This window comes from Brenneria uluponensis, assembly GCF_032395385.1.
GTDB lineage: Bacteria > Pseudomonadota > Gammaproteobacteria > Enterobacterales > Enterobacteriaceae > Prodigiosinella > Prodigiosinella aquatilis.
In genome coordinates, this window is record NZ_CP135917.1 from 2,451,691 (window position 1) to 2,470,232 (window position 18,542).

An 18,542-nucleotide genomic window follows, 5' to 3' on the forward strand; every position below is an offset into this window, starting at 1 on the left:
TTAATCCTATGATCCCCATCACTAATTGATTATTGCTGTACCAGCTTGGATAAGGATTTATTTTGAGTACCCCGCTGTCTTCCCAGGGAATGCCGGTTTCCGTCATTGATGACATTCAGGATTACCGTGAGAAACACACGTTCGATCACAAAGTGAAAACCCCTTTTATCAAACGAGGTACTCCCGCTTTTATGCGAGTCACACTGGCACTGTTTTCCGCCGGTCTGGCAACATTCGCGTTGCTGTATTGTGTACAACCCATTTTGCCCGTGCTTTCGGCCGATTTTGGTATATCACCGGCAACCAGCAGTCTGTCATTATCCATATCCACCATTATGTTGGCGGTCGGTTTACTGTTTACCGGGCCGATATCGGATACGGTAGGACGTAAAAATGTAATGGTGGTTTCTCTACTGCTGGCATCAATTTGTACTCTGATCAGTACCTTTATGACCAGTTGGCATGCCGTGTTAATTATGCGTGCCATGCTTGGATTATCGCTGAGCGGCGTTGCCGCCGTTGCCATGAGCTACCTTAGTGAAGAAATACACCCCAGCGTATTGGCTTTTTCCATGGGGCTATATATTAGTGGTAACTCTATTGGGGGAATGAGTGGTCGTCTGATTACCGGCGTATTGACCGATTTTTTCTCGTGGCGGGTGGCTGTAGGTGCTATCGGCGTATTGGCATTACTGGCAGCGTTGACCTTTTGGCGCATTCTGCCTGAATCCCGCCATTTTAGGGCCGGATCATTACGACCAAAATTCTTACTGGTTAATTTAAAACTGCACTGGCGGGATGACGGTCTACCGCTGCTGTTTGTTGAAGGGTTCCTACTGATGGGCACCTTTGTCACGCTTTTCAATTATATCGGTTATCGTTTGCTTTCCGCCCCGTACAACCTGAGCCAGGCTGTCGTTGGTTTACTGTCAGTGGTCTATCTCACCGGCACCTACAGTTCACCTCGTGCGGGAGCCATGAGCGTCCGATTTGGCCGTGGACCCGTATTAATCGCGGCAGTATTACTGATGATGTTCGGTTTAATATTGACGATTTTTTCATCATTAGCGATCATTTTGATCGGTATGATGCTGTTCAGCGCTGGTTTTTTCTCGGCCCACTCAGTCGCCAGCAGTTGGATTGGTATACGTGCTCGACGGGGTAAAGGACAAGCATCATCAATGTACCTGTTTTTTTACTATCTTGGTTCTAGTCTGGCGGGTACCACCGGCGGTATTTTCTGGTATGCCTATGGCTGGACAGGAGTTACGTTATTCTTGATAGTCTTGCTTTTCATTGCATTGTTTATCAGCTATCGCCTCAAATTACTGCCGCGCCTGTCATAATAAAATCCATGTAATGATGGCCTGAATATCCTTTTTCCCCTGCTTAACGATAATGAACTCATTGTCTAAGTGGGGGATTTAAAGTATATATTAATGTATGTTGTAACTAAATGGTTCGATAATAATGTCACGCTACGATCTGATAGCTCGAATGAATACCTGTTTTACCACTCTGGAATATCATTTGACGGAAATGGTTTCTCTATTTTCTGGTTTCCAGTTACTGGCGGGGAGCGTTTTTGTTTTACCAGACATCCCAAAAGGTAAAGAACATGACCCAATAACCCAAATAACCGTAACCCCGTTGATGGGTTCTGCGGCTTGCCAACTGGGATTGGCGCATTTCCAACGTTTGTTTATCCACCATCACGCAGAATCAATTAGCAGTAAAGCTGCCATTCGCTTGCCAGGAGCGTTGTGCTTTTCCGTCGATCATCAACAATATCTGCAAGCCTATCAGCTGATTGACACCATCAATGCGCTGAAAAAAGAGCTGGAACACATGATTACCGTTGAATCCGGGTTGGAGCCAGAACAACGCTTTGATTTCGTGCATACCCACTTACGAGGGTTAATCACATTAAGCGTTTATCGAACCATTACGCTGATTACCAACCCCACCTCCGTACGTTTTGGCTGGGCCAACAAAAATATTATCAAGAACATCAGCCGGGATGAACTACTGGAAAAATTAGAAAAAAGCCTAAAAACCGGCCGTAGTATGGCCCCTTATAGCAAAACACAATGGTCAGAGTTACTGGAACAGGAAATAGCGGATGTTAAACGCCTGCCAGAACAGGCGACACTGAAAATAAAGCGACCAGTAAAGGTTCAGCCTATCGCCAGAGTCTGGTATCAGGAGCAACAAAAACAGGTACAACATCCCTGTCCATCGCCATTGATTGTGCTTTGTCAGCACGAGTACGGCGACTCAAAACCAACGATCGGAGAATTGAACGATTACGATGTAGATAACATTCAGTACAAACACAAACCCAAGGCGAAAGCGCTGCGTCTACTTATCCCCCGCCTGCACCTGTATACCGATGAAGAAGTGTCATAACGGTAATGCGTTCGCTATAAGTCATAGCCGAAGTGACACTGTCACAAATGTGTTGCTATCTACCTGCATGTAAACGTTCAGGTTTCAAATAGAAATGATGAAGCTGACATCGCTCACCGGCGGGGTCACCCGTCAGCATGACCTCTATGATTTCAATTTCAGGCTACCGACCATATCATCGGGACGAACCCATTGTTCAAACTGTTCATCGGTCAGATACCCTAGCTGTAGTGCAGAAGCTTTTAATGTCAGCCCCTCTTTATGGGCTTTTTTCGCAATTTCTGCGGCTTTATCGTAGCCAATATGCGTATTTAACGCCGTAACCAGCATCAGTGAATCATTCAGTAACTGCGTAATTCTGTCTCTGTTCGGCTCTATACCCACCGCACAATGCACATTAAAGCTGTTCATCCCGTCGGCCAGTAAACGAACCGATTGCAGAAAATTATGAATAATCATTGGCCGGAAGACATTGAGCTCAAAATTACCGGCAGCGCCCCCCATATTAACGGCAACATCGTTCCCCATGACCTGACAACAAAGCATCGTCATGGCTTCGCACTGAGTGGGGTTGACTTTACCAGGCATAATCGAGCTTCCTGGTTCATTTTCCGGAATGCGTAATTCACCAATACCGCAGCGGGGGCCAGAAGATAGCCAGCGTACATCATTGGCAATTTTCATCAGCGAGGCAGCCAATCCTTTCAGTGCGCCATGTCCATGAACCAAAGCGTCGCAGCTTGACAGGGCTTCGAATTTATTCGGTGCAGTCACAAAAGGATGCCCTGTCAGTTCGGCCAACTCGGCTGCCACTCGAGTGGCATATTCCGGATGGGTATTCAGTCCGGTTCCCACAGCAGTTCCTCCCAGAGCCAACTCGCACAAATGGGGAATGCTGTTCTCAATATGCCGGTGACTATGTTGTAGCATGGCGACCCAGCCAGAAATCTCCTGCCCCAGAGTTAACGGAGTGGCATCCTGTAAATGCGTACGGCCAATTTTCACAATGTTGCTAAACTGCCCAACTTTGGTGGTCAGCGTCTGTTGTAATGTTCGTAATGCCGGGAGCAAATGTTCAGTTAGCGCAATAACCGCCGCCACATGCATCGCCGTAGGGAAGACATCATTGGAACTCTGGCTCTTGTTAACGTCATCATTTGGATGCACCAACCGGCTATTGCCCCGCTCGCCGCCCAGTAATTCGCTAGCCCGGTTAGCCAGGACTTCATTCATATTCATGTTGGTCTGGGTCCCGGAACCGGTCTGCCAGATGGCCAAAGGAAATTCGCCAGCATGGTCCCCTGCCAGCACTTCATCAGTGGCCTGAATGATGGCCTTCCCACGCGCCTCCGGTAGTAGTCCCAGGTCAATATTGACTTTCGCCGCCGATCGCTTGGTTTGAGCCAGTGCATACAGCAATGCTTGTGGCATTTTTTCTTCGGAAATACGGAAATGTTCTAAAGATCGCTGTGTCTGCGCACCCCATAGCCGTTCAGAAGGCACTGTTATTGATCCCATAGAATCGTTCTCGATACGTGTAGCTGCCATTATTTTCCCCTTGGATAACGCGTTGATCGAATAGCAGAATCACCGTTACATCGTCTGGTATCGCGGCACATAAAGCATTACCATGATTGCAAACTGAAGTAGTTAATTAATACTCTCTTATTATTAACCATTTTCATCATAAAAATTAACAATCCTTTTAATGGCAGGAATCCGTTATGCAAAGAATGCTTAATCGCATCCAACACTATGCCTGGGGCAGTAAATGTGCATTAACAGAGAAATATGGAATTGATAACCCTGATAATTTGCCCATGGCCGAGTTATGGATGGGTGCCCACCCCAAGAGCAGTTCCTGCCTGGTTGATGAACAAGGACAACAACACAACCTGCGAGAGGTGATAGCCCAAGATTTAGCCGGCCATTTAGGGGCGGCGGTAGCACAACGATTCGGGGAACTCCCTTTTCTCTTTAAAGTGTTGTGTGCAGCCCAACCACTTTCCATTCAAGTTCACCCCAGTAAAACAGCATCCGAATTAGGGTTTTCTCGTGAAAATGCGGCGGGTATTCCTTTAGATGCGGCAGAAAGAAATTATAAAGATGCCAACCATAAACCAGAGTTAGTATTTGCGCTGACGCCGTTTCTGGCTATCAACGGCTTTAGAGATTTGTCTGAAATTGCCACCCTGCTACAGCCAGTCGCCAACGCACATCCCGCCATCACGACCTTTTTGGGCCAACCGGATGGCAAGAACTTGTCCATATTATTCGCCAACCTGCTGAGTATGGACGGAGAGCAAAAAGAAAATGCGATTGGCGTACTAAAGAATGTATTAAAGAACCGGAACGACGGCCCCTGGGCGGCCATTCATTACATTATTCAGTTCTATCCAGATGATAGTGGCTTATTTTCACCACTATTGCTGAATGTGGTTACGTTGCAACCGGGTGAAGCAATGTTCTTATTCGCAGAAACACCTCATGCCTATTTGCAAGGCGTAGCATTAGAGGTGATGGCCAACTCTGATAATGTGTTACGTGCCGGTCTGACGCCCAAATATATTGATATTCCCGAATTACTGGCTAATGTGAAATTTGAACCCAAGCCTGCTGACAAATTACTTACGGTGCCAATCAAACACGGTAATGAACTTGATTTCCCTGTTCCGGTCGATGACTTTGCTTTTTCTCTGCATTATCTTGCCGATGAGGCACACGCGTTGACTCAGGATAGCGCGGCGATTGTCTTTTGTATGGATGGAGAAGCGGTATTGGAAAAAGGCCGTCAGCAAGTTGTACTTCAACCGGGTGAATCGTGTTTTATCCCGGCTTATGAATCTCCAGTTCAGGTTCGGGGACAAGGATGCATTGCACGCGTCTATAATAAGTCATTAACTGCCTGATGTTACTCATCTCCAATTGCATGCATACCCTGGGTATGACAGGTATATTGCACAAAAATCGACTAAAAGGATGTATATAAAGTGACAAAAAAATCATTAGTGGCCGCTGGGATTATTGTTGCGCTTGGTGCCGTCTGGACAGGAGCGTCCTGGTTCACAGGAAAGCAAATAGAAAAAAATGTCGCTAAATTTACCGTCGACATCAATGCCCGGTTGAAAGAAGCTTACCCGAATGCCGGGTTAACTGTTGTTTATCAAGATTACCAGCGTGGCATATTCAGCAGTCACCTGACGTATGTACTGCAATCTGACGGCTCCGCTAATGGCCATCAACTCTTATCCGCCAGTGATAAAGTGATATTTAATGAAACTATTTCTCATGGCCCATTTCCACTGGCACAGATTAAAAAATTCAATCTGATGCCGGCCATGGCATCAGTACACAGTGAACTGGCGAACAGTGATCCCTTGAAATCGTTATTTAAATTAACCAAGAATAAGCCATTCTTCACCGCAGAAACCCGAGTTGCCTACAATGGAGATACCCGCTCTGAAATTGTATTGATACCAGTTGATTATCAAAGCGAAGAACAGAAGTTTTCTTTCAGCGGCGCAACAGTAGAGGCCGATATCAGCCACGATTTGCGAGCAGCTCACGCTGTAGGAACAGTCAGTGGACTGACGATTGAGAAGAAAAACCCGTGGGGACAGACAGAAACACTGAGTATTCAGGGATTGGCGCTAAACAGCGATACACACAAAGGCAAGTTTGATATCAATCTGGGTGATGGGAAAATTGTGCTAAAGAGTATGGAGCTGCAAGTTCAAGGTGGCGCTCCGGTCACTATCAACAATTTTGTGGTATCCAGCCATATAACAGAAGATCAAACCAATATAGCGGGTCAACTGGCATTGGGTATCGATTCCCTCATTCTGCGCGATCAAAATCTGGGATCAGCCAAGATGAACATCAGCTACGACAGATTTGACGGATTGGGGGTGAAACAATTCGCTGAAGATTACCAGAAAAAAGCCGAAGAGCTGATGCAGGTCGACCTGGATCCTGAAATATATCAGCAGCAGATTGCCATGTTGGTACTTCAGCATCTTCCTCAGTTGCTTAAGGGCAATCCCAGCATAAAAATTTCACCTGTCAGTTGGAAAAACGCCAAAGGGGAAAGTACATTTACCCTATCTCTGGATCTGACCGATCCATTGAAAACAGACGCAGCACCTCAATCTCAACTGTCTGATGAAGAAGCCATTTTCCGCAAATCAGTCAAAAATCTGGATGCGAAATTAAATGTGCCGATAGATATGCTGACAGAATTAATGGTTCAGGTTGCGCCAAAAACGTCAACCGATGAAGAAAAGAAACAGCTCGAAGCCATGGCCCGCCAGCAAGCGCAACTCATGGCCAGTCTGGGTGAGATGAGCCAGGTAACCGTAACCAAAAACAACGCCATTACCAGCTCACTGCAATACAGTGATGGTATGGTAACCTTTAATAATCAAAAGATCCCGCTGGCTAAATTTATTGCCCCACTCATCACGCAGCCGGAAGGAAATAACATAGAAGAACAGACGCCCAACGCTCAGAAAAAACCCGTAACACAATAACCATCTGATTGCCCCCGTGAACTGACTTTCACGGGGGTTGCTTTAAGTAATATCTACGTAGTGATACTCACTTTTTTCCCAACAAATGGTAATTCGGTGGTGTTTGTTCTTATACTGCACAGTAATTCACTGCCAATTGATTTTATTGATAACAAGAGTAAAAAATGATTGATCCGCATATCCCTTTGACGGATATCCACCGCCATCTTGATGGCAACATCCGCCCACAAACTATTCTTGAACTGGGACGGCAATTCAACATTGACTTGCCGGGAAATACCCTGGAATCACTACTCCCACATGTTCAGGTTACTGACACTGAACCCAATTTACTGAGTTTTCTGCAAAAGCTGGACTGGGGCGTATCCGTGCTGGGGTCGTTGGATGCCTGCCGACGAGTCGCTTACGAGAACGTTGAAGATGCGTTGCGCGCCGGTCTGGATTACGCCGAACTACGCTTTTCTCCATATTACATGGCGATGAACCACCAATTACCAATTGAAGGTGTAGTTGAAGCGATCATCGATGGCGTCGCTGCCGGCTGCCGCGATAATAATCATGACATCATGATCCGGTTGATTGGCATCATGAGCCGCACTTTTGGCACTCAGGCCTGTCAACAAGAGCTGAGTGCCCTGTTAGCGCATAAAGACCATATTATTGCACTCGATCTGGCGGGTGATGAACTGGGTTTCCCTGGCGAGTTGTTCACCCCCCATTTTAATCAGGCGCGAGATGCCGGTTGGCATATCACGGTACATGCCGGTGAAGCCGCTGGCCCAGAGAGCATCTGGCAAGCGATTAATCAATTGGGCGCGGAACGTATTGGTCATGGCGTGGCGGCTATCATTGATGCATCACTGATGAAGTATATGGCTGAATATCAGATAGGCATTGAATCCTGTCTGACATCAAACCTGCAAACCAGTACCGTAAACTCGTTGGCAGAACATCCACTGGCGCATTTCCTGCATCACGGCATCCCGGCTACCATCAATACCGATGACCCCGCCGTTCAGGGGATTGATATTGCCCATGAATACCAAATTGCGGCACCACTGGCAGGCCTTTCACCAGAAGATATTCGTCAGGCACAAGAAAATGGTCTCAGCGTGGCGTTCATTACCGACCAGGAAAAACTACAGATCCGTCATCGGGTTCAGCAGCGGCAGGCATAAATTATATTGAGTATAAAATAAATATCCTCCGGCATAGCCGGAGGTTTTTCATATGCGCCTATAAGGCTCTGTTACCAGCTGCGCCCTAACAGGCGCATCGCGATCTGACATTTGCATCTATGGATTACTTACAGCCCGTAAACGGGCTACCCGGATATGGGATCGAAGAGCGGGAATATGCGAGGGAAGTGAGAGAAAAAAGGTCGAAATATCCCTTAAAAAACAATGCCGACCACCTTAAGTGACCGGCATTAGCCGTAACAGTCCCTTTTTCTTTTCATAATGGCCGGATTAATCTTGCCGGGTTCCCTGCATAAACTCCTTTTATCTCGATCTGTTTAACCACGACGGAACCTGCACCAATGACGGAACCACTGCATATATATGGTGACAGAATGGCGGCCCCGCTGCCCACAGTGACCGAATCTCCAAGGGTAATGGTGATCCAGTTATCCGATGACGGATCCGGAGCTCCGGAACGAAACAGATCGTTAGCGAATGTTACGTTATGACCAATAAAGCAGTTCTGACCTAATGTTACGTTTTCACAAATAAATGTGTGTGACTGGATTCGGCTTCCAATTCCAATTACACACCCTTTTTGAATCTCAACGAAAGGACCAATGAATACATCATCCCTGAGTTCACATTCATAAATATTGGCAGGTTTGATGATTGTGACATTTCTCCCTGAAATCACGTCGCGAACTTCACTTTCTATCAATTTCATTGACTTATCCGGAATAAGGTCTAATTAATAAACCGGGATTATTGTATGTTAAAACTATTTATTCTCAGACTCCGACTTTATAAAGAGCCTGTATCCGGCAAACCTGTGAAGCACTGTAACCTGTTGCATCCGCAGTTTCCCGGATACTCAGGTTTTTCACTTGCCGGTAATACAATACTTTCTGGTGTCGCTCAAGATCGGCCTGTTTTCCCCGGTATTTCCCCAGCGTATGCGTCCGTTCAACCCCTTTTTTTTGCCTCTGACAGCAGCTCAGCCAGTCCTTATGCGACATTGTGGCCATCAGATCTATCAGCATATTGTTGATGGCAGTAATAACAGCACGGGTGATCGGATCAGACTGCGAGGGGTCTTTATCCGACAACGCTTGCCATGAAGTCGGAACATCCAGACTGACAATCCGAAGTTCATGTTGATCAATCTGCTTTTTCAGCGTCATCCAGTCGCTGTTACTAAGACGAGTCAGACGGTCTGCTTGGAAAACGGAATATCCTACGTTAAGCCCGTTTATCAGCATTTTTTTGCTGCAATCGGTTTGGTCTGCATATTGATGAGTACGTCGATTTAACGGCGTTTACGGATCACCGGTCATAAGCCCCAAAACCAGAAACAACGTCGAACAACTCTTCGTCGATAGCACTCTGACGCAATCGGTGAAAATCACTGCTCAGCGTTTCTAAAATCTCACCAATATTTTTTTCTGCACGTTGCATTGCCGTCAAACGGCAGATATTTTCACTGGCCAGTGATTCGGCGCATGCACGGAACAAAGAAACAAAAAAATACTCTCGCACAAATGCAAACATGGTTCGTGCAATATCCGGCATCACCTCTGGCAAGTTATTAGATGGCCAGTGACGACTGGCCATCTCACGGTACCATTCGTCATCCAGTGGCAATAAACGCTGACAGATCGGTTCACTGATAGCCCCTGAAATAGAGCGATTGTAAAACAGGTAAACAGGGCCAATTTTTCCCCGAGTTCGCCAACTTTCCATTTCAAGCAAAACATGTCCGACCAGTGATGTGATCGCACCGATTGAATTAGGTAACTGAAAGTTTGCCCCAACGCTGAGCTCGCTGTTGGCCAGACGAGCCTTGATTCGCTCCCCAACGGCCCAGACTATTTTCCGTCCAGGCAATTTTCCCAGCGTCTCGACAGCGAACTCAACAAGAAGATCATTGAACTGGCCAACCAGCCCCTGATCTGAACCGAAAATCACCGCACCGATGGCACCTTCACTTTCGCGTTTTAACTGACCGGTAACAGCGGGATGCTGCTGCTGACAGCAAGCAAGAAGGCCGAGTTGTATTGTTCGATTATAGTCATCCAATGAGCGTACGGCATTCTCATACTGGCTGATACTCGACGCCGCCATGGCTTTCATTGTGCGTACCACAGATTCGAGATCAGTCGCAGTGCCAATCTTGTGATGCAGGCTGACAGTGGTATTACTCAAGATCCCTCCTTGATAGCCAGTTCTGGCAAGAAGGCGATCAACGCCTGCTCCGCAAGTTGAGTTATCAACGCCTTGTCCGCCTCACTCAGTGTATCGGCCGTCTCTAATTGTGCCGCTAATTCGTCCGGCATATCGGCAGCCGCGGCATAAATGGCCAGCTCGGCGTCAACCATTCGGGTTAGCGGCACCCGGTCAAACAACCCGGCAGTCAATGCCAATAAAACCGTAATTTGTACGGGTACCGGCAATGGCGACAATTCCTGCTGCTTAAGACAAGCTCGTATACGCAACCCATGATCGAGCTGTTGGCGGGTTGATTCATCAAGGCGGGCACCGAAGCGGGAGAAACTTTCAAGTTCCTCAAACTGGGCATAAGACAATTTCAAATCACCCGCTACCATCCGATAAGCAGCGCGTTGCGCCTTACCACCGACACGTGACACTGATTTACCAACATCAACCGCCGGCAACACGCCGAGTTCGAAAAGCACGGGTGACAAGTAGATTTGCCCATCAGTGATTGAGATCAGATTGGTCGGAATGTAAGCCGATATATCCTGAGCCTCTGTTTCAATGATCGGCAAGGCAGTCAGCGACCCTCCTCCCAAATCTGGACTTAAATGGGTAGCTCGCTCCAGCAACCGCGAGTGAATATAAAAAATGTCGCCGGGAAAGGCTTCACGACCTGGTGGTCGACGTAGTAACAAGGAGAGTTCACGATAGGCGCGAGCATGGTGAGTCAAATCATCATAGACCACCAGCACATCCCGCCCCTCCGCCATGAAATATTCAGCTATGCTGGTCGCCGCATAGGGCGCGATATAAGCTAACCCAGGCGGGTCATTACCTTCCGTGACCACCACGACGGTATAAGCCAATGCGCCCTTTTCACGTAGCGCAGCGATAACTTTTGCCACACCGGAAGCACGCTGACCGATGGCACAGTAAACACAGAGGACGTTCTTATCGTGTTGATTGAGGATGCTATCAAGCGCAATGGCCGTCTTACCGGTCTGTCGATCTCCGAGGATCAACTCACGTTGACCACGACCAACCGGGATCAGCGCATCGATAACCTTGATACCCGTCTGTAACGGTACAGTAACCGGGGCCCGATCCATGATCGGCGTCGCCGGTCGTTCAACCGGCAAGCGAGTACCGCCCAACAGCGGCTCTAACCCATCGAGCGGTCTTCCTGTTGGATCAATGACCCGACCAAGCAACCGCTCACCGACAGGCACATCAACCACATGACCACCACGCTCGACGAGATCACCGGCCTGCAATAACCAGTAATTGCCAAGCAGGACAACGCCAATTTCGTCTTCGTCGACATTGAAGGCAATACCCTCAATGCCGCCAGGAAAATTAAGAACTTCCTCAAAACCCACACCTGGCAGGCCGGATACCTTGGCAATACCGGCCGCAATGCTAGAAATTCGCCCAAATTCACGAGGTTTCAGCTGTGGAGCGAACACTTCACACGCTGTGTCTATGCTGGAGAATGTCTGATCCAGGATATCGCTTAGTGGCTTAGTGCTCATTGACAATACCCTCTTCCGGGATGGCATTCTGAGCCGTCTTCACGTTGAGTAGTTCAATAACACCGTTTTCCATCTCGGCCAGGTATTCGGCAATACTCCATGCCACCTTTTGCCCATTGGCGCTCAACTCAATACCGCTGACCATTTCTGGGGCCGTTTCAAAACATAACGTCGTTTTAGCGCCAAACAGTTCTCTGACTTGAGTTTCAATAATCGTCCGGTCTGTGGCTGGCAGCTCAAAAACCGTACGCACAACAATCGGCTGGGCCGCTACGAGCAAAGCATCCACCAGCTTTTGCTTTTCATCCGTGCTCAAATTTTGTAACCGAGCCACAAAAACCAAAACCATCCGTGTTTCCAGCGTCACATCAGCCAGATCAACCAATGTTTTGCGAGCAATAGAAAATATCTGTTGTCGCGTGCGGCGGCTGATCTCCTGCTGTAATTCCTGCGCTTCACTTTGCAAACGTTCCTGACATTTGGCACTCAGAGCTATCGCCTCCTCACGGGCAGCATCAAGCAGGCGCTGACGTTCATCATTCGCCGTCTTCTTTGCCTGACTCAGCAATGAGGCTCTCTCTTTGTCAAAGGCCGTATTCTTATGTTGAAACTCATCGCGGGCCTGCTCTGCTTCCGCCTTCTTGGCATCAGCATAGGCCAGTTCTCTTTCTATCCGTTGCTCTCGTGCATCAATGGCATTAAGTATGGGAAGATAGAGAAAGTGCTTCAGTAACCAGACCAGAATCAGGAAGTTGAGAACCTGCGCGCCAACGGTGAACCAGTCTATAAGCATGGTCTACTTTCCAGTTATCTGAGTGATGGCATAGTTCCAGAATGGATTGGCGAAGAGCAGGATCATCGACACCACAAAACAGTAGATGGCTACCGACTCGATCATCGCAAGCCCGACGAATAGAGTACGTGTAATGGTTGCCGATGCATCGGGTTGTTGTGCCAAGGAACTGAGTGCTACGGCGACAGCCCGACCTTCGCCTAGCGCTGGGCCAATGCTGCCAATAGCGATGGTTAAGCCGGCTGTAATGATCGAGACTACCGCAATAACTGTCATACTATCCATGGTAATTCCTTTCGTTGTTTATGTTTTTACTTCAGCGCTATCTTCTTGGTTTGGTGTACGAGCGCGTGTCGCTGCCGCGATGTAAACCGCTGCCAGAATACTGAAAATGTATGCCTGCACCATGCCGGTCAACAGCCCCAAGACACTCATGACGATCGGAAAAATAAACGGGGTAATGGTCAGCAGGATGGCAAGGATCATCGTTCCACTCATCATATTGCCAAAAAGTCGGGCAGCCAGAGCCAGAGTGCGTGAGAGTTCACTGATGATATTGAAAGGCAACATGATGACTGTCGGCTTCAGATAGGTATTCAGGTATTCCCTTGGGCCACAATTGGCGATACCGAACATAGGGACGGCGATGAAAACACAGATAGCCAGTGCCGTCGTAGTAGATAACGAACCCGTGGGTGGCTCGTAACCAGGCACAATGGTGCATAGGCTGGCCAAGCCGATGAACAAAAACAATGTGCCAAGAAAGGCCAGGTACTGGCGTGGGTTTGTCAGGCCCACCTCGCCAATCTGCGTGACAATGCCCGTCACGACGATCTCCAACAGGTTCTGCCAGCGACTACGCGTGAGCCCGTGCGACAAACGCCGCGTAACAAGATAGGAACCCAGCGTCAGCACCAGCATCAACACCCAGGTATAAACAATGGTGGCATTGATATTGAACCAGCCCCACTGCCAGAAAATAATGCTGTCGGGACTAAGATGCATGATTGTTTTCCTTAATCACGATACTCGGACGGGTTACCCGTGAGATGGCCCATCGAGCCATGCTGAATCCGAGCAAGGCCGCTAGCCAGTTTTGCCAGTCTTTGCCGCAAACCCAATAGAAGCCGGGTAACACAATCATCAAACGGACCAACAGGCTGGCGAAAAACCACTGAGCCACACGCGGCGACGACATCGCCCGCTGAACCGTCCACCACAGGCCACCAAAAAATACGACACCAAATACAACACCCGCCAGCAACGGCACTAAAACTCCTGAGTCAATCATCGTCGTCAGACTCCTGTTTGCGTATTTCCTGACCTTCTTTGACCACCCAGCGCCACGCGCTAAAGCACCCCAACATCAAACCAGCGACCAGCAGTGCCAGTGTCCATGATCGTCCACCTGGGTACCGAGCATCCAGCCATAGGCCCAACGCCGCACCGAGCAGTGTCGGTAACGCCACAGACCAACCGATCATCCCCATCATGCCCAGCCCAGTCCAGACAGTTCGCGTCACATGGCGCTGCGCGTTACGCTTGCGTGCGGCCTTGAGGCCAACCCGCTGGCTGAAATCACTCTTGCCAGAGGAAGACTTGCCATTTTTATTACTCATGATGCCAGACAGTAAAATGGCGAATAAAACTGCTCTCAAGTTTCGCTAGTACCGAACGCACATTTTTTTCCTGTTCATTCAGCTTCAGAAACTCCTGTTCGATTGCCTCATGGAGCTCCTCCAGCGCCATGCCACCGATGGCATTACGCACGGAAACCAATACTTCCTTACCGGTTTTAACCAGTACGCCTTCGTCAACCGCAAGACAGACCTCGCCCTCGTCCGCAGTTTCATAAACCAGGATGCCTGGTACCAGCGACGAGACGCAGTCGAGTCGGTTTGGCAGCAAACCGAAGGATCCGCCAGGTGATTCAGCGACGATCCGCAACACATCATGTTTCTCAGCGAATACTTTAAAGGGCAGCAAGATCTTAAGCTGCATGCTCGTTATCGACATGTTTATCCTCCGCCGTTTCCTTGATAATCGCTTCGTCAATGGCTCCGATCATATACAAGGCGCTTTCCGGTACATCCTTGAACTCATCGCGCAGGATACGCTCACAACCGTCCAGAGAATCCTCAAGACTCACCTGCCTACCTTTCAGACCAGAGAATTGTTCAGTGGTAAAAAACGGCTGAGTAAGAAAACGCTCCAGTCGACGCGCCCGCCCGACTATCTGGCGGTCTTCGGTTGATAATTGTTCCAGGCCGAGCATAGCGATGATGTCCTTGAGGTCGGCATATTGTGCCAGCGTCCGGCGGATCTCCTGCGCCAACGCGTAATGCCGTTCACCTATAATACCCGGCGTCGCCATTTTTGAGTTTGACTGTAGAGGATCAATGGCTGGATATAGCCCCTCGCTGGACATTTTTCGTGACAGAACAATAGAAGCGGAAAGATGTGAGAAGGTATGTACCGCCGCCGGATCAGTAAAATCATCCGCAGGGACATAGACCGCCTGAATAGACGTGATGGCGCCAGTATCAGTATTAGCAATACGCTCTTCCAGTTGAGCCAGTTCCGTACTCATGGTCGGCTGGTAACCGAGCCGGGATGGCATCTGTCCCATCAGTCCAGACACTTCCATGCCAGCCTGAATAAACCGGAAGATGTTATCAACCAGCAAAAGAACATCTCGATGTTCATCGTCACGAAAATATTCAGCCATCGTCAACGCGGCATGACCGACCCGAAAACGGGCACCCGGTGGCTCATTCATCTGGCCAAAAACCATCACCATATTGTTAAGCACACCCGCGACCTTCATATCTCGATAAAGTTCTTCCCCTTCACGGCAACGCTCACCAATCCCACAGAAGATGCTGACGCCCTCATGCTGCCCCACCATGTTGTGGATCATCTCCGTCAACAACACAGTCTTACCCACACCCGCGCCACCGAACAGGCCGGCCTTGCCACCGCGTTCCAGTGGAACCAGAACATCAATAACCTTGATACCCGTTTCAAAAACCGTCGATTGGGTCGAACGATGCTCCAGTGAAGGTGGCGTGTTATGCACACTACGCCATTGAACTGCTGCCGGGGCGGGAAGTTGGTCGATAGCATTACCAAAGACATCGAACATCCGCGATAAAATTTCTTTGCCAACCGGTGCCAACAAAGGGCCCCCACTATCAACAACTTCCATGCCGCGGGCCAGTCCCTGCGTTGGCGTCAGGGCGATACCTCGCACACGCTGTGCATCAAGTTGCGACTGGATTTCAATAAAAATCTCGCCATCCTTCCCCGCATGCAACAGAGAATGAATTGGCGGTAGTATGGACTGAAAGAAAATATCGACTACACTGCCACGGATTGAAACGATGACGCCTTTATTTAATGAATTATCAATACTTGTCATACACTTCTCCTCGGCCCAGTATTAGTCTAGTGCAGAATCGAAGGATTTGTGACATGGCTGGAAACCAGAGCGGCCTAATCGATGGAAAAACATCATGATTAACGCGCTCTGAATGCTTCAGCTTATTTCAGGCAGGCATCAGCAACCTGATGCCAGGCGTGACGATCAGAAAGGTTGATAGTCGCCTCGATGATCACGACAGGTAACCCTGTCTGAAAAGGCAGGCGTAATCAACTGTCGTGTCGTCGAGAATATCAGTGGTAGCATTCCGTGATAGAACGCTTATTGATCAAGCTTTATCGGTCACCGCAATATCTTCATTTTCAGCACGCTTGGCATAGCGCTGTGCCAATGCAGCACAAACCATTAGCTGAATTTGATGAAATATCATCAACGGCAACACCATTGCCCCAACCGCAGCAGCAGGGAATAAAACATTCGCCATGGGGATCCCATTAGCCAGGCTCTTTTTCGAGCCACAGAACACAATCGTGATTTCATCTGCCGTGCTGAATCCCATTTTACGGGCCACCACCGTGTTGATCACCAGAACAATCGATAACAACACTATGGAGCAAACGACGACAGATAGCAGAGCCCAGCCATCAATCTGCTTCCAGATGCCTTGTACGACCGCTTCACTGAATGCGACATACACCACCAGCAATATAGATGACCGGTCAGTAATATTTATCCATTTCCGGTGGCGTTCCACCCAATGGGCAATCAGCGGACGGGATAAATGCCCCACCACGAAAGGCACCATCAACTGCATGATGATCGAGCCAATCGCATGCAGCGTATCGGTTTTCCCGCCCTGGGAGTGCATCAATAATCCCACCAGAACCGGCGACAAAAACACGCCCAGGATGCTGGAAGCTGACGCACTGCAAACCGCGGCGGCGATATTACCTCTGGCCATTGAGGTATAAGCGATGGCGGATTGCACCGTTGCAGGCAAGGCGCATAAATAGAGGAAGCCAAGATACAGTGTAGGTGTCAGTACACCAGGAACCAAAAAGGACATACCGATTCCCAACAATGGGAAAAGAATAAACGTGCTGCTGAAGACGACCAGATGCAAACGCCAGTGGCCAAGGCCTGAAGTAATTGCTTCGCGAGACAGTTTGGCACCATGCATAAAAAACAGTAATGCAATGGCCGCTGTAGTCAGTCGCTCGAAAAACACCTTCGCAATCCCTTCACAAGGGAAAAATGATGCAGTAACCACCACCAGAATTAAAACCAGTAAAAACTTATCAATTCTCAAGCGTTGTAACCATGCCATAGCCAGCTTATATCCTATGCGATAAAAAGACAGACAATCCTAGGATCATCTGCCTAAACAAAACGTTAATATCGACAATAAAAAGCAGAATCGCTAGCTATTTTTAAGCGTAACCGTTTTTTTCTGTTCATAGGAAATCAATCCCAGCTCAATTAACTCCATCACTTTGATAGCCTGATATATCGGGACCGGATTTTCCCCTTTTCCAAGTAGCGCACCGCTCACCGCTGCGTAATAAGCTGGATAGTTACCCGGTATGGTAGGTACGTTCTGTTCAGTAACAGCACCATCACGGTATAACGTTAACACGCCATCGCGTTTATCCTGCCCCCAATCTGCGTGTGCCTCCGGGCGCTCACCCGCTTTCAGACGGGCTTCCTGCGGATCCAGCCCGTACTTCACATAACTACCGTGGGAACCATGAATGATGTAACGAGCCGATTCTGCCGCCGCCAGCATACTGGCATGCAATACGACACGACGTTGCGGATAAATCAGCGTGGCATGAAAATAGTCGATGGACTTACCACCTGGACGTAACTGGGCCATATCCGCCTGAATCGCTACTGGCATACCAAACAGTTGCAGTGCCTGATCCAGCACATGGGGACCTAAATCGTACCAGATGCCGCTGCCCTCACTACCATCTTCACGCCAGCGTTGCCGTATTTCCGGACGATAGCGATCAAAATGGGATTCCATGTAGATGACATCCCCCAGAATTCGGGTGTGCAGCAAACTCTTCAACGTTAAAAAATCGCTGTCCCAGCGGCGATTGTGGAACACCGAGAGTAACTTGCCGACATGTTCTGCCAACAGATTCAGCTCATAGGCTTGTGACAACGTCACGGTAAAGGGTTTATCTACCACGACATGTTTACCCGATTCCAGTGCCTGCTTGGCCAATGGAAAGTGCGTATCGTTAGGGGTTGGAATGACGATTAAATCAATATCAGGATCGTTGAGCAGTATTTGCGGATCAGGTACAACCCGCATCGCTGGCCAATCAGTATGGACTTTGCTGGCATCACTGCTGGAAATCGCCGCCAGTTCCATGCCGGGTGTTGCGGCAATTAACGGCGCATGAAACGTTTTACTCGCATAACCATAGCCCAATAACCCAACACGAATGGTATCAGCCATAAAAATTCCCCTTAGCCTGAGAACCTGCC

18 protein-coding genes and 1 pseudogene are annotated in these 18,542 nt (G+C 48.6%); 5 read left to right on the forward strand and 14 right to left on the reverse strand.

The window, feature by feature from the left end; all coding sequences use genetic code 11:
• The first annotated feature begins 89 nt into the window (after nucleotides 1-89).
• Both RS889_RS11215 and tus read left to right on the forward strand, forming a co-directional pair.
• The gene (locus RS889_RS11215; RefSeq protein WP_315711016.1) at nucleotides 90-1,346 is read left to right on the forward strand and encodes an MFS transporter; all 1,257 of its coding nucleotides are present in this window, start codon (nucleotides 90-92) and stop codon (nucleotides 1,344-1,346) included.
• Between the two features lie 124 nt (nucleotides 1,347-1,470).
• On the forward strand, nucleotides 1,471-2,409 hold the full coding sequence (gene tus / locus RS889_RS11220; protein ID WP_315710775.1) for a DNA replication terminus site-binding protein: 939 nt from the start codon (nucleotides 1,471-1,473) through the stop codon (nucleotides 2,407-2,409).
• Nucleotides 2,410-2,553: 144 nt separating this feature from the next.
• Here the strand turns inward: tus and fumC are convergent, their stop codons facing one another.
• Nucleotides 2,554-3,957 (reverse strand): class II fumarate hydratase, encoded by a 1,404-nt coding sequence (gene fumC, locus RS889_RS11225; protein ID WP_315710776.1) that lies wholly within the window; start codon nucleotides 3,955-3,957, stop codon nucleotides 2,554-2,556.
• Between the two features lie 176 nt (nucleotides 3,958-4,133).
• On the opposite strand from fumC, the gene manA reads away from it, so the two are divergent.
• The 3 genes from manA (at nucleotide 4,134) to add (ending at nucleotide 8,116) form a co-directional block, all read left to right on the forward strand.
• Nucleotides 4,134-5,318 (forward strand): mannose-6-phosphate isomerase, encoded by a 1,185-nt coding sequence (gene manA / locus RS889_RS11230; protein WP_315710778.1) that lies wholly within the window; start codon nucleotides 4,134-4,136, stop codon nucleotides 5,316-5,318.
• Between the two features lie 81 nt (nucleotides 5,319-5,399).
• Nucleotides 5,400-6,938: a YdgA family protein gene (locus tag RS889_RS11235; protein ID WP_315710779.1), complete on the forward strand. Its 1,539-nt coding sequence runs from the start codon at nucleotides 5,400-5,402 to the stop codon at nucleotides 6,936-6,938.
• 164 nt (nucleotides 6,939-7,102) lie between these two features.
• Complete coding sequence (gene add, locus RS889_RS11240) at nucleotides 7,103-8,116, forward strand: adenosine deaminase (protein WP_315710781.1); 1,014 nt, start codon at nucleotides 7,103-7,105, stop codon at nucleotides 8,114-8,116.
• 277 nt (nucleotides 8,117-8,393) lie between these two features.
• Here add and RS889_RS11245 read toward each other — a convergent pair whose 3' ends face one another.
• The 13 genes and pseudogenes from RS889_RS11245 to RS889_RS11305 all read right to left on the reverse strand — a co-directional run bounded on the left by RS889_RS11245 (nucleotide 8,394) and on the right by RS889_RS11305 (nucleotide 18,513).
• The gene (locus tag RS889_RS11245) at nucleotides 8,394-8,846 is read right to left on the reverse strand and encodes an acyltransferase (protein WP_315710783.1); all 453 of its coding nucleotides are present in this window, start codon (nucleotides 8,844-8,846) and stop codon (nucleotides 8,394-8,396) included.
• Nucleotides 8,847-8,910: 64 nt separating this feature from the next.
• Nucleotides 8,911-9,348 (reverse strand): annotated as a pseudogene (locus RS889_RS11250) (recombinase family protein); the annotation flags it as partial.
• 97 nt (nucleotides 9,349-9,445) lie between these two features.
• Nucleotides 9,446-10,324, reverse strand: coding sequence for a F0F1 ATP synthase subunit gamma (locus RS889_RS11255; RefSeq protein ID WP_315710785.1), 879 nt, complete (start codon nucleotides 10,322-10,324; stop codon nucleotides 9,446-9,448).
• The gene (locus RS889_RS11260) at nucleotides 10,321-11,868 is read right to left on the reverse strand and encodes an alternate F1F0 ATPase, F1 subunit alpha (RefSeq protein WP_315710786.1); all 1,548 of its coding nucleotides are present in this window, start codon (nucleotides 11,866-11,868) and stop codon (nucleotides 10,321-10,323) included. Before RS889_RS11260 ends, RS889_RS11255 begins: the two co-directional genes overlap by 4 nt.
• Complete coding sequence (locus RS889_RS11265; RefSeq protein ID WP_315710787.1) at nucleotides 11,858-12,661, reverse strand: F0F1 ATP synthase subunit B family protein; 804 nt, start codon at nucleotides 12,659-12,661, stop codon at nucleotides 11,858-11,860. The genes RS889_RS11260 and RS889_RS11265 overlap by 11 nt, the downstream gene beginning before the upstream one ends.
• 3 nt (nucleotides 12,662-12,664) lie before the next feature.
• Nucleotides 12,665-12,946: a F0F1 ATP synthase subunit C gene (locus RS889_RS11270; protein ID WP_315710788.1), complete on the reverse strand. Its 282-nt coding sequence runs from the start codon at nucleotides 12,944-12,946 to the stop codon at nucleotides 12,665-12,667.
• A gap of 18 nt (nucleotides 12,947-12,964) precedes the next feature.
• Nucleotides 12,965-13,666 (reverse strand): F0F1 ATP synthase subunit A, encoded by a 702-nt coding sequence (locus RS889_RS11275; RefSeq protein ID WP_021016002.1) that lies wholly within the window; start codon nucleotides 13,664-13,666, stop codon nucleotides 12,965-12,967.
• Nucleotides 13,656-13,952 (reverse strand): N-ATPase subunit AtpR, encoded by a 297-nt coding sequence (locus RS889_RS11280; protein ID WP_021016001.1) that lies wholly within the window; start codon nucleotides 13,950-13,952, stop codon nucleotides 13,656-13,658. The genes RS889_RS11275 and RS889_RS11280 overlap by 11 nt, the downstream gene beginning before the upstream one ends.
• Nucleotides 13,945-14,280, reverse strand: a complete 336-nt coding sequence (locus tag RS889_RS11285; RefSeq protein ID WP_021016000.1) for an AtpZ/AtpI family protein — start codon at nucleotides 14,278-14,280, stop codon at nucleotides 13,945-13,947. The genes RS889_RS11280 and RS889_RS11285 overlap by 8 nt, the downstream gene beginning before the upstream one ends.
• Nucleotides 14,273-14,677: a F0F1 ATP synthase subunit epsilon gene (locus RS889_RS11290; RefSeq protein WP_315710793.1), complete on the reverse strand. Its 405-nt coding sequence runs from the start codon at nucleotides 14,675-14,677 to the stop codon at nucleotides 14,273-14,275. Before RS889_RS11290 ends, RS889_RS11285 begins: the two co-directional genes overlap by 8 nt.
• The gene (atpD, locus tag RS889_RS11295) at nucleotides 14,652-16,082 is read right to left on the reverse strand and encodes a F0F1 ATP synthase subunit beta (RefSeq protein ID WP_315710794.1); all 1,431 of its coding nucleotides are present in this window, start codon (nucleotides 16,080-16,082) and stop codon (nucleotides 14,652-14,654) included. Before atpD ends, RS889_RS11290 begins: the two co-directional genes overlap by 26 nt.
• Nucleotides 16,083-16,371: 289 nt before the next feature.
• Nucleotides 16,372-17,370 carry a bile acid:sodium symporter family protein gene (locus tag RS889_RS11300; protein WP_315710796.1) on the reverse strand — a complete coding sequence of 333 codons (999 nt, stop codon included), beginning with the start codon at nucleotides 17,368-17,370 and terminating at the stop codon, nucleotides 16,372-16,374.
• Nucleotides 17,371-17,463: 93 nt separating this feature from the next.
• Nucleotides 17,464-18,513, reverse strand: coding sequence for an oxidoreductase (locus RS889_RS11305; protein ID WP_315710797.1), 1,050 nt, complete (start codon nucleotides 18,511-18,513; stop codon nucleotides 17,464-17,466).
• Between the last annotated feature and the right edge of the window lie 29 nt (nucleotides 18,514-18,542).

What these genes read in the sequence shown, in the direction of transcription:
- RS889_RS11215 (WP_315711016.1), top strand. Translation starts at nt 90, where the DNA reads ATGCCGGTTTCCGTCATTGATGACATTCAGGATTACCGTGAGAAACAC.
- tus (WP_315710775.1), top strand. Translation starts at nt 1,471, where the DNA reads ATGTCACGCTACGATCTGATAGCTCGAATGAATACCTGTTTTACCACT.
- fumC (WP_315710776.1), bottom strand. Translation starts at nt 3,957, where the DNA reads ATGGCAGCTACACGTATCGAGAACGATTCTATGGGATCAATAACAGTG.
- manA (WP_315710778.1), top strand. Translation starts at nt 4,134, where the DNA reads ATGCAAAGAATGCTTAATCGCATCCAACACTATGCCTGGGGCAGTAAA.
- add (WP_315710781.1), top strand. Translation starts at nt 7,103, where the DNA reads ATGATTGATCCGCATATCCCTTTGACGGATATCCACCGCCATCTTGAT.
- RS889_RS11245 (WP_315710783.1), bottom strand. Translation starts at nt 8,846, where the DNA reads ATGAAATTGATAGAAAGTGAAGTTCGCGACGTGATTTCAGGGAGAAAT.
- RS889_RS11260 (WP_315710786.1), bottom strand. Translation starts at nt 11,868, where the DNA reads ATGAGCACTAAGCCACTAAGCGATATCCTGGATCAGACATTCTCCAGC.
- RS889_RS11265 (WP_315710787.1), bottom strand. Translation starts at nt 12,661, where the DNA reads ATGCTTATAGACTGGTTCACCGTTGGCGCGCAGGTTCTCAACTTCCTG.
- RS889_RS11270 (WP_315710788.1), bottom strand. Translation starts at nt 12,946, where the DNA reads ATGGATAGTATGACAGTTATTGCGGTAGTCTCGATCATTACAGCCGGC.
- RS889_RS11275 (WP_021016002.1), bottom strand. Translation starts at nt 13,666, where the DNA reads ATGCATCTTAGTCCCGACAGCATTATTTTCTGGCAGTGGGGCTGGTTC.
- RS889_RS11280 (WP_021016001.1), bottom strand. Translation starts at nt 13,952, where the DNA reads ATGATTGACTCAGGAGTTTTAGTGCCGTTGCTGGCGGGTGTTGTATTT.
- RS889_RS11285 (WP_021016000.1), bottom strand. Translation starts at nt 14,280, where the DNA reads ATGAGTAATAAAAATGGCAAGTCTTCCTCTGGCAAGAGTGATTTCAGC.
- RS889_RS11290 (WP_315710793.1), bottom strand. Translation starts at nt 14,677, where the DNA reads ATGTCGATAACGAGCATGCAGCTTAAGATCTTGCTGCCCTTTAAAGTA.
- atpD (WP_315710794.1), bottom strand. Translation starts at nt 16,082, where the DNA reads ATGACAAGTATTGATAATTCATTAAATAAAGGCGTCATCGTTTCAATC.
- RS889_RS11300 (WP_315710796.1), bottom strand. Translation starts at nt 17,370, where the DNA reads ATGGCATGGTTACAACGCTTGAGAATTGATAAGTTTTTACTGGTTTTA.
- RS889_RS11305 (WP_315710797.1), bottom strand. Translation starts at nt 18,513, where the DNA reads ATGGCTGATACCATTCGTGTTGGGTTATTGGGCTATGGTTATGCGAGT.